At 72.9% G+C, this 8117-nt stretch carries 6 protein-coding genes and 1 pseudogene; 3 read left to right on the top strand and 4 right to left on the bottom strand.

The genetic code is table 11. The annotated features are described in order from the left end of the window. Positions 1-649 (top strand): lysophospholipid acyltransferase family protein (locus ACS04_RS14635; protein WP_048477026.1); only part of this gene is annotated, 649 nt, incomplete at its 5' end. 8 nt (positions 650-657) lie between these two features. On the opposite strand, the gene ACS04_RS14630 is transcribed toward ACS04_RS14635, so the two are convergent. From ACS04_RS14630 to ACS04_RS14620, 3 genes are all read right to left on the bottom strand, one after another. Continuing rightward, positions 658-2133 (bottom strand): hypothetical protein, encoded by a 1476-nt coding sequence (locus ACS04_RS14630; protein ID WP_048477007.1) that lies wholly within the window; start codon positions 2131-2133, stop codon positions 658-660. Between the two features lie 68 nt (positions 2134-2201). Further along, complete coding sequence (locus tag ACS04_RS14625; RefSeq protein ID WP_048477006.1) at positions 2202-3758, bottom strand: MFS transporter; 1557 nt, start codon at positions 3756-3758, stop codon at positions 2202-2204. Continuing rightward, a complete protein-coding gene (locus ACS04_RS14620; RefSeq protein WP_048477005.1) occupies positions 3755-4306 on the bottom strand; it encodes a TetR/AcrR family transcriptional regulator in 552 nt (183 codons plus the stop codon). The genes ACS04_RS14625 and ACS04_RS14620 overlap by 4 nt, the downstream gene beginning before the upstream one ends. Before the next feature lie 87 nt (positions 4307-4393). Between ACS04_RS14620 and ACS04_RS14615 the strand changes: the two are divergent. Then, positions 4394-4903, top strand: a pseudogene (locus ACS04_RS14615) (HAD domain-containing protein). A 185-nt stretch (positions 4904-5088) separates the two neighbouring features. Here the strand turns inward: ACS04_RS14615 and argH are convergent. Continuing rightward, complete coding sequence (gene argH, locus ACS04_RS14610; protein WP_048477004.1) at positions 5089-6519, bottom strand: argininosuccinate lyase; 1431 nt, start codon at positions 6517-6519, stop codon at positions 5089-5091. Between the two features lie 312 nt (positions 6520-6831). Here argH and ACS04_RS14605 point away from each other — a divergent pair, with 312 nt between their 5' ends. Beyond that, the gene (locus tag ACS04_RS14605) at positions 6832-8061 is read left to right on the top strand and encodes a hypothetical protein (RefSeq protein ID WP_053080769.1); all 1230 of its coding nucleotides are present in this window, start codon (positions 6832-6834) and stop codon (positions 8059-8061) included. Positions 8062-8117 lie beyond the last annotated feature (56 nt).

Genomic DNA, 8117 nt, shown 5'->3' with positions numbered 1-8117 from the left:
CACTGTCGGACCGGTCATGCGCATGATGTTCCGCACCCGTGTGGAAGGCATCGAGAACATTCCTGGCACCGGTCCGGTGATCCTGGCGGGCAACCACCTCACCTTCATCGACTCCATGATCCTTCCGCTGGTGTGCGACCGTACGGTCCACTTCATCGGCAAGGACGAGTACGTGACGGGCAAGGGCGTCAAGGGCCGGGCCATGGCCTGGTTCTTCACCGGCTCGGGCATGATCCCGGTCGACCGTGACGGCGCCAACGGCGGTGTGGCCGCCCTCATGACCGGTCGCCGCATCCTCGAAGAGGGCAAGATCTTCGGCATCTACCCCGAGGGCACCCGCTCCCCCGACGGCCGCCTCTACCGCGGCCGCACCGGCATCGCCCGGCTCACCCTGATGACCGGCGCCCCCGTGGTCCCCTTCGCCATGATCGGCACCGACAAGCTCCAGCCGGGCGGCAAGGGCATGCCGCGCCCGGGCCGGGTCACGATCCGCTTCGGCGAGCCGATGGAGTTCTCCCGCTACGAGGGCATGGACCGCGACCGCTACGTGCTGCGCGCCGTCACCGACTCGGTGATGGCGGAGGTCATGCGGCTCTCGGGCCAGGAGTACGTGGACATGTACGCGACCAAGGCCAAGGAAGCCGCGTAGCGCTCGGGTCACTGGCGCTGGAGTGACCGGCTGACGCCCGCCGCGGTCGTCGTGGCGAGGATCCAGCCGGTCACGATCAGCAGGTACGAGAGCCACTGGTACCAGCCGTTGGGCGCGAAGGCGCTCTCCTGGCCGAAGCCGATGATCGGCAGCATCAGGTCGATCGTGTAGAACACCGGGTTGAACTCCGGGGCCTCCCCCGCCTTGAGCTCCCTCGGCGGGTGCAGACCGTACGCGAGCGACCCCGTCAGCACCAGCGCGGCCAGCCAGCCCGCCGCCCGCAGCGGCCGGAAGCCGTAGCCGACGGTGAGGTCCTGGAGCTGCCCCCAGGCCCTGGCGGGCCGCGGCAGGGTCCGGCGGTGCCGGCGCAGCTTGGCGAGCTGTACGGTCCGTGCCCCCGCCTCGTCGCCCACCGTGCGGTAGGCCGCCGCGAGCCGCTCGTACGCGTACGGGAGGTACCCGGACTCCTCGCGCTCCAGAGCGGGCAGCCGGTCCTCGGCGGGCAGGTGGGGGTGCAGAACCCGGTAGGTGAGCCCCTCGGTGCGGATCACGGACGGCCAGACACCGGGTTCCGCGTAGAGCATGTCCACCTGGCTCCGGCGCAGGTTCACGATGCCGTCGATGGGCGGGCACAGCCTGAGCCACAGCTCGCCGATCGCGCAGCTGCTGGCTCGCAGGGCCACTCCGTCGCGGTTGGCCAGGCGTGCGCGGGTGAGGAGCAGCTGGCCGGGGATGCGGGCGCCGGTGAGGTTGACCATCCCCTCGGCTTCCAGCCGGTGGCCGCGCAGGTCGGTTCCGACCGAGACGGTCTCGGCGTGGAGGGCGATCCCGCCGGGGTTGATGAGCTTGGCGCGGTCCAGGCTGATCAGGCCGGCGATGGTGGCGCCGTTGATCCGGAGCTGGCCGTGGACGGTGAGATCGTCGGCGATGATGTCGGTGCCTATTTCGGCGTGGTTGAGCTGGAGCGGGGGTTCATCCCGCTCGTCGGAGAGGGTGCCCGGCCGGATCACCGCCCCCTGGAGGAAGAGGCCGCCGGCTATCCGGGCCCCCGTGAGCCGGACCGGACCCGTGACGCGGCAGCAGTTGAGCCGCAAGGTGATGTCGACGCACAGGGTGGACGCGGTCAGGCCGGGCAGCGCCGAGTCGGTCAGGACCAGGGCCCGCAGCCGGGCCCCGTAGAGCTGGGGTTTGCGCTCGAACCAGCAGGCGCGGAGCCGGATCGGATGCTCGATGACCGCGTACTTGAGGTCCAGCTTCCCGATGATCCGGATGCCGCGCACGTTGATCCCGGGGACCTGCCCCGACGGGGCGGGATTGCTGAGCAGGAGGGCGGCGATCACCTCGGCGCGCACCGTGCGCTCGGCCCCCCAGTCGCGTCCGTCGCAGGCGTCCTCGTCGGGGCCCTCCCGGAAGTCGACGCCTTCGCCGCGCGGGAAGGCCTCCCACAGGCGACGTTCGGCCGGGGTCAGATCGTTGCTCTCCACCGCCGGGATGGTGCCGTGACCGTGATCATGTGTCAACTCCGTTCACGACAGCATCCCCTGGCGGTACGTCAGTGCTCGATCCCGTCCTGGAGCCTCTGGCCCCTGAGCAGGAACCAGGCCGCCACCGCGGTGGCGAGCAGGACGGCCGCGCCCACGCCGGAGGCGAGCCGCAGTCCGTCCACGAAGGCGTCCTGGGCGGCGGCGACCATGGTCTGGGCGATCGCCGGGTCCACCGCCTTGGCGGCCTCGACCGCGCCGCCCAGCGATTCGTGCGCGGCGTCGGCGACCGGTCCTGGGACCGAGGCCGGGGCGGTGAAGCCCTGGTAGACGCCGGTGACGATGGAGCCGAGCAGGGCGATGCCGAGGGCCGCGCCGAGTTCGTACGCGGTCTCGGAGACGGCCGAGGCCGAGCCCGCCTGCTCCTTGGGGACGCTGGAGAGGATCACGTCGGCGGTGACGGTGAAGGAGAATCCGGCGCCGAGGCCGACGACCAGCAGGGCGGCTCCGAGCAGCGGGTAGCCGCTCTCCTTGTGGATCAGGGTGAGCGCGCCGAGCGCGAGTCCGATGGCCGCGAGGCCGCCGGTGACGATCGACCGTACCGAGTACCGGCGGGCGTAGCGTCCGGCGACCAGGCCGGTGACCACCGCGCCGACGGCGGCGGGCAGTTCGGCCAGACCCGCCTCCAGGGTGTCGCGGCCCTGGACGAGCTGGAGGAACTGGGAGAGGAAGAAGACGAGGCCGGAGAGGCCGAAGACGGTCAGGAGGTCGGCCAGGACCGCCCCGGAGAAACCGCGGTGCTTGAAGAGCCGCATGTCGAGGAGCGGCGACGGCAGGCTGAACTGGCGGCGCACGAAGCCGTACAGGCACGCGGCGCCGAGCACGGCGGAGGCCGCGACGCCCCAGGTGGGGCCGTGGGTGGCCATTTCCTTGACGGCGTAGACGACCGCGATGACGCCGACGAGCGAGAGCGCGACGCTGGTCAGGTCCCAGGGGCCGGAGACGGGGTTCTTCGACTCGGGCAGCAGCTTGATGCCGACGAGGACCAGGGCGATCATCACGGGCACGTTGATGAGGAAGACCGAGCCCCACCAGAAGTGCTGGAGCAGGACTCCGCCGACGACGGGCCCGATGGCCGCGCCGGCCGAGGCGGTGGCGCCCCAGATGCCGATGGCGAGGCTGCGCTCCCTGGGGTCGTGGAATATGTTCCGGATCAGCGCGAGGGTGGACGGCATCAGCGTCGCACCGGCCACGCCGAGCAGCGCCCGGGCCACGATCATCATCTCGGGGCTGGTGGCGTAGGCGTTGAGGACGGAGAGGGCGCCGAAGGCGGTGGCGCCGACCAGAAGCAGCTTCTTGCGGCCGATGCGGTCGCCGAGGGAGCCCATGGAGACGAGCAGACCGGCGATGACGAAGGAGTAGATGTCGCCGATCCACAGCAGCTGGGTGCCGGACGGCTTGAGGTCTTCACTGATGGAGGGCGTGGCGAGACCGAGTACGGTGGCGTCCACCGCGACCAGCAGGACCGCCAGGACGAGCACCGAGAGCGCCAGCCAGCGCCCCTTGCTCCCCTTGGCCCCGCTCGCCTCCGTCCCCTGCCCCTTGGTCAGCTGTGCTGTGCGGCTCATTTCTCCACGCTCCGTCGTGCGCCACCGAGCAGCAGCTCGGTGATCATGTACTGAAAGTCCTTGGCGGCGACCCGGCCGTCCATGACGGCCCAGGCGCAGGTGCCGATGAGCCCGTAGAGGGCCTCGGTGAGCCAGGCGGGGCTCAGGTCGATCCGGATGTCGCCCTCGGCTTGGCCGCGCCGGAAGAGGGCGCTGACGCGGGCGTCGAGCCGGGCCCATCCCTCGTTGACCTGGTCGCCCTCGAAGAGCTGGTTCTCGGTGACCAGGAAGGCCAGCAGCTGGGCGTCGGGCTCGGCCTCGGCGACGAGCCGGCGCAGGGCCTCGACCGCGGCGCCCTCGTCGAGACGGGCCTTGTCGAAGGCCGCCTCGAACCGGCGGATGCCGAGCTCTTCGAGGGCCCGTACGAGGGCGTCGCGCCCGGCGAAGTGCCGGTGGAGGGTCGCGCGCCCGATGCCTGCGGCGCGGGCGACCTCGTCCATCGTGGCGGTCGATTTGCGGGAGAGCAGGGCTGCGGCGTCGCGGAGCACCTGGTCACGGTCCATGGCCATGAGACAAGCATACCCCGAATGAGACGTGAATGTCTCACGGGGCAAAAACGAGCTGCCTCGGGGCGGCCGGAGAGGAATCCTCACCCCATGAAGCCACTGCTGCTGATCGACGTGGACGGCCCGCTGAACCCGTACGCGGCCCGGGCCCAGCGCCGCCCGCAGGGGTACTCCACCCACCGGATGCGCCCGACCGGCTGGACGGAGGCCGAGAGCCGCAAGCCGCTGCGGGTGTGGCTGAACCCCTCCCACGGCGCCCGGCTGCTCGCCCTGGCCGACTCCTACGAGCTGGTCTGGGCCACCACGTGGAAGGACGAGGCGAACGACTGGATAGGACCGCACCTGGGCCTGCCGCGGCTGCCCTGGATCGACTGGCCGCAGATGCACGGCCGGGCCCCGCGCGGCACCTTCTGGAAGACGCAGTACGTCCTGGCGTACGCGGGCACCCGCTAGTTCGCCTGGATCGACGACGACATCACGGAGCCGGACCGGGAGTACGCGGACCAGTACCACCCGGCGCGGACCCTGCTGATGCGCATCGACGAGCGGATCGGCCCGACGCAGCCGGACTTCGACGCGCTCGACCGCTGGGCGGGGTGACGGGCCCGGGGCCGCCGCGGCCGGGTGGGGGCAGGGCGCGAACATGGCGCAGGGGCGGCCGGGGCATGGGCTCCGGCCGCCCCTGCGGGCGTCCCGCGGCGTGCGGACGTACAGGGCCCGGGCCCCGGAGGGCCCCGGGCGTGCGGGCCGCAAGGCCGCGGACGTTCGGGGGCAGCGCCGTGCGGCTACTGCTTGTGGGTGGCCCAGGCGTGCTGGATGACCAGGTCCGCCTTCAGCTCCGCGAGCTGCTTCGCGACCGCCGAAGGGGCGGTGCCGCCGCGGCCGCTGCGGGAGGCGAGGGCGCCCGGCACGTTGAGGACCGTGCGGACCCCGGGGGTCAGGTGCTCCGAGATCTTCGCGAACTGCTCGTCCGTGAGCTCGTCCAGCTCGATCCCGAGCGCCTCGCACTCCTTGACGCACTCGCCGGCCACCTCGTGCGCGACGCGGAACGGCACGCCCTGCTTGACCAGCCACTCCGCGATGTCCGTGGCGAGGGAGAACCCGGCCGGGGCCAGCTCCTCCATCCGCTCCCGGTTGACCGTGAGGGTGGCCATCATCCCGGTGAAGGCCGGGAGGAGGACCTCAAGGGTGTCGCAGGAGTCGAAGACCGGCTCCTTGTCCTCCTGGAGGTCCCGGTTGTAGGCCAGCGGCAGCGCCTTCAGCGTGGCGAGGAGGCCCGTCAGGTTGCCGATGAGCCGGCCCGACTTGCCGCGCGCCAGCTCCGCGATGTCCGGGTTCTTCTTCTGCGGCATGATCGACGACCCGGTGGAGAAGGCGTCGTGCAGGGTCACGAAGGAGAACTCCTTCGTGTTCCAGATGATGATCTCCTCCGCGATCCGGGACAGGTTGATCCCGATCATCGCCGTGATGAAGGCGAACTCGGCGACGAAGTCGCGCGAGGCCGTGCCGTCGATCGAGTTGCCGACCGAGCCCCGCTCGAAGCCCAGGTCCGCGGCCACCGCCTCCGGGTCCAGCCCCAGCGAGGAGCCGGCCAGCGCGCCCGAGCCGTACGGGGAGACCGCGGTGCGGGTGTCCCACTGCCGCAGCCGCTCGGCGTCCCGGGAGAGCGCCTGCACGTGGGCGAGTACGTGGTGCGCGAAGAGCACGGGCTGCGCGTGCTGGAGGTGGGTCCGCCCCGGCATGGCCACGTCGTGGTGGGCCTCGGCGAGGCCGACCAGCGCGTCCTGGAGCTCGGCGATCAGGCCGCCGACGATCCGCGCGTGGTCGCGCAGGTACATCCGGAAGAGGGTGGCCACCTGGTCGTTGCGGGACCGGCCGGCGCGCAGCTTGCCGCCCAGGTCGGCGCCGAGCCGCTCCAGCAGGCCCCGCTCCAGGGCGGTGTGCACGTCCTCGTCGGCGATGGTCCCCGTGAAGGAGCCGTCGGCGACATCGGCTTCGAGCCGGTCCAGGCCCGCGATCATGCGGTCGAGCTCGTCCGCCGTGAGCAGGCCCGCCTTGGCGAGCACCCGGGCGTGGGCGCGGGATCCGGCGATGTCGTACGGCGCGAGGCGCCAGTCGAAGTGGACCGACGCGGACAGCTTCGCGAGGGCCTCGGCGGGGCCGTCGGCGAACCGGCCGCCCCAGAGCCGGACGTCACCACCGTTGTTGCTGCTCACAGCTGCTGCTCCTCAAGAACGTGTGCGGGGATGTGCACCGGCCTCCCCGTCGCGGAGGTCACGGGGAGGCCGACGTGGTACTGGCGTAACGAGTCGGGCTCGGGCCAGGTCGCGGCGGACCGTGTCCACGAAGCCGTCCGGGGCCCGCGTGAGCGGGGGGAACCACAGATCGCGTCGTGGCATAACTATGCACTGCTCTGTATGTTTCGTCAATCTGCCTGCGGCGTACCCGGCTGACCAGCGCGAATAACAGGGGCGGCAGGGGCGGCGAAAGCCTAGGATCGGCGGTCCGCGCCGTACCGGGGAGGGCACATGGGAGTCGAGGCACAGCGGCAGGCCGAAGAGGGCCGCGCCGCGGCGGTGGGCCTGCTGCGCGGCGAACGCCTCGGGATCGGCGGCGCCCGCCGCCCCGTCCTGCCGCTCTCGTGGACGGCCTTCGACGCGGAGATCCGCCGCGGTCACCGCCTCCGGCCCCGCGGGCCGCGCGGCGCCGGCCGCGTCGAAGAGCGCCTGTGCCACCCCGACGGCCGGATCCGCGAGGCCGCGCTGGGGGATCCGAAGGCGCCGCTCCCGCTCGTCGCGATCCGCTGCACCGACTGGGCGCCCGCCGTACGCGAGCGCGCCCGCCAGGTGCTCGCCGAGGCCCTGGCCGCCGACCCGGCCCGGACGCTGATCGACCTCACCCCGCTCGTCCTGCGGCTGGCCCGGCGCGAGCGGGGCGGCTGGGCGAGCGACCTGTTCGAGAAGGCGCTCGCCGCCGAGGACCCCGTCCTCACCCCGTGGTGGCGCCCCGCGCGCGACGCCCGGTGGTGGCGCCCGGCCCGGCAGGCGGTCTCGGCGACCGGGGAGCAGCCCGACACCGTACTCGGCTGGCTGCGGCGCAGCGCCGACCTGCCCACCCGCCGGTTCGCCACCCGCATCACCCTCGCCGGCGGCCTGCTCGGCGTACGGGAGCTGGCCCGGCGGGCGGCCCGGGAGCACGATCCCGTGACGGCCCGGCTGTGGGCCGACGCGGCGCTGGCCGCGCTGGCCGGCGGCGAACCCGAGGACGGGGCGATCGACGCCCTGCTGCACGGACACCTGCCCGTGGTCCGGGCCGGCGGGGTCACGGCGCTGCGCCGGGCCGGCCGCTTCGCCGAGGCGCCCGACCACCTGAGCGACCGCTCCGCGCTGGTCCGGGCCTGCGCGCGCTGGCTGGTCAGGCAGGACGGCGGCGACCCGTACGACCACTACCGCGCCCGGGTCGCGGACCCGGCCCGGGTGACCCGCTACGCCGTCACCGGTTTCGCCGAGTGTGCCCGGCGGGCGGACGCGCCGCTGCTGCGCGCGCTGCTGGACCACCCCGCCGGGTCCGTGCGGGCGGCGGCGGTCGCCGGGCTGCGCGCGCTGGACGCCACCGACGTGGACCTGCTGCGGCCGCTGCTCGACGACCCGGCGGCCGCCGTCGCCCGGGAGGTCTCCCGGAGCCTGGCCGGGGTCGCCGGCCGGCCGGCCGCGCTGCCGGTGCGCGACCCCGGGGTGGGCACCCTGCCGGACCGCTGAACCGGGCTGTTCAGCGAGTTCGTCATGGGGCGGATGGGCTCACGCCTCGGAATTCC

This window comes from Streptomyces roseus (genome assembly GCF_001044425.1).
GTDB lineage: Bacteria > Actinomycetota > Actinomycetes > Streptomycetales > Streptomycetaceae > Streptomyces > Streptomyces roseus.
This window is presented reverse-complemented; position numbering and strand designations above follow the sequence as displayed.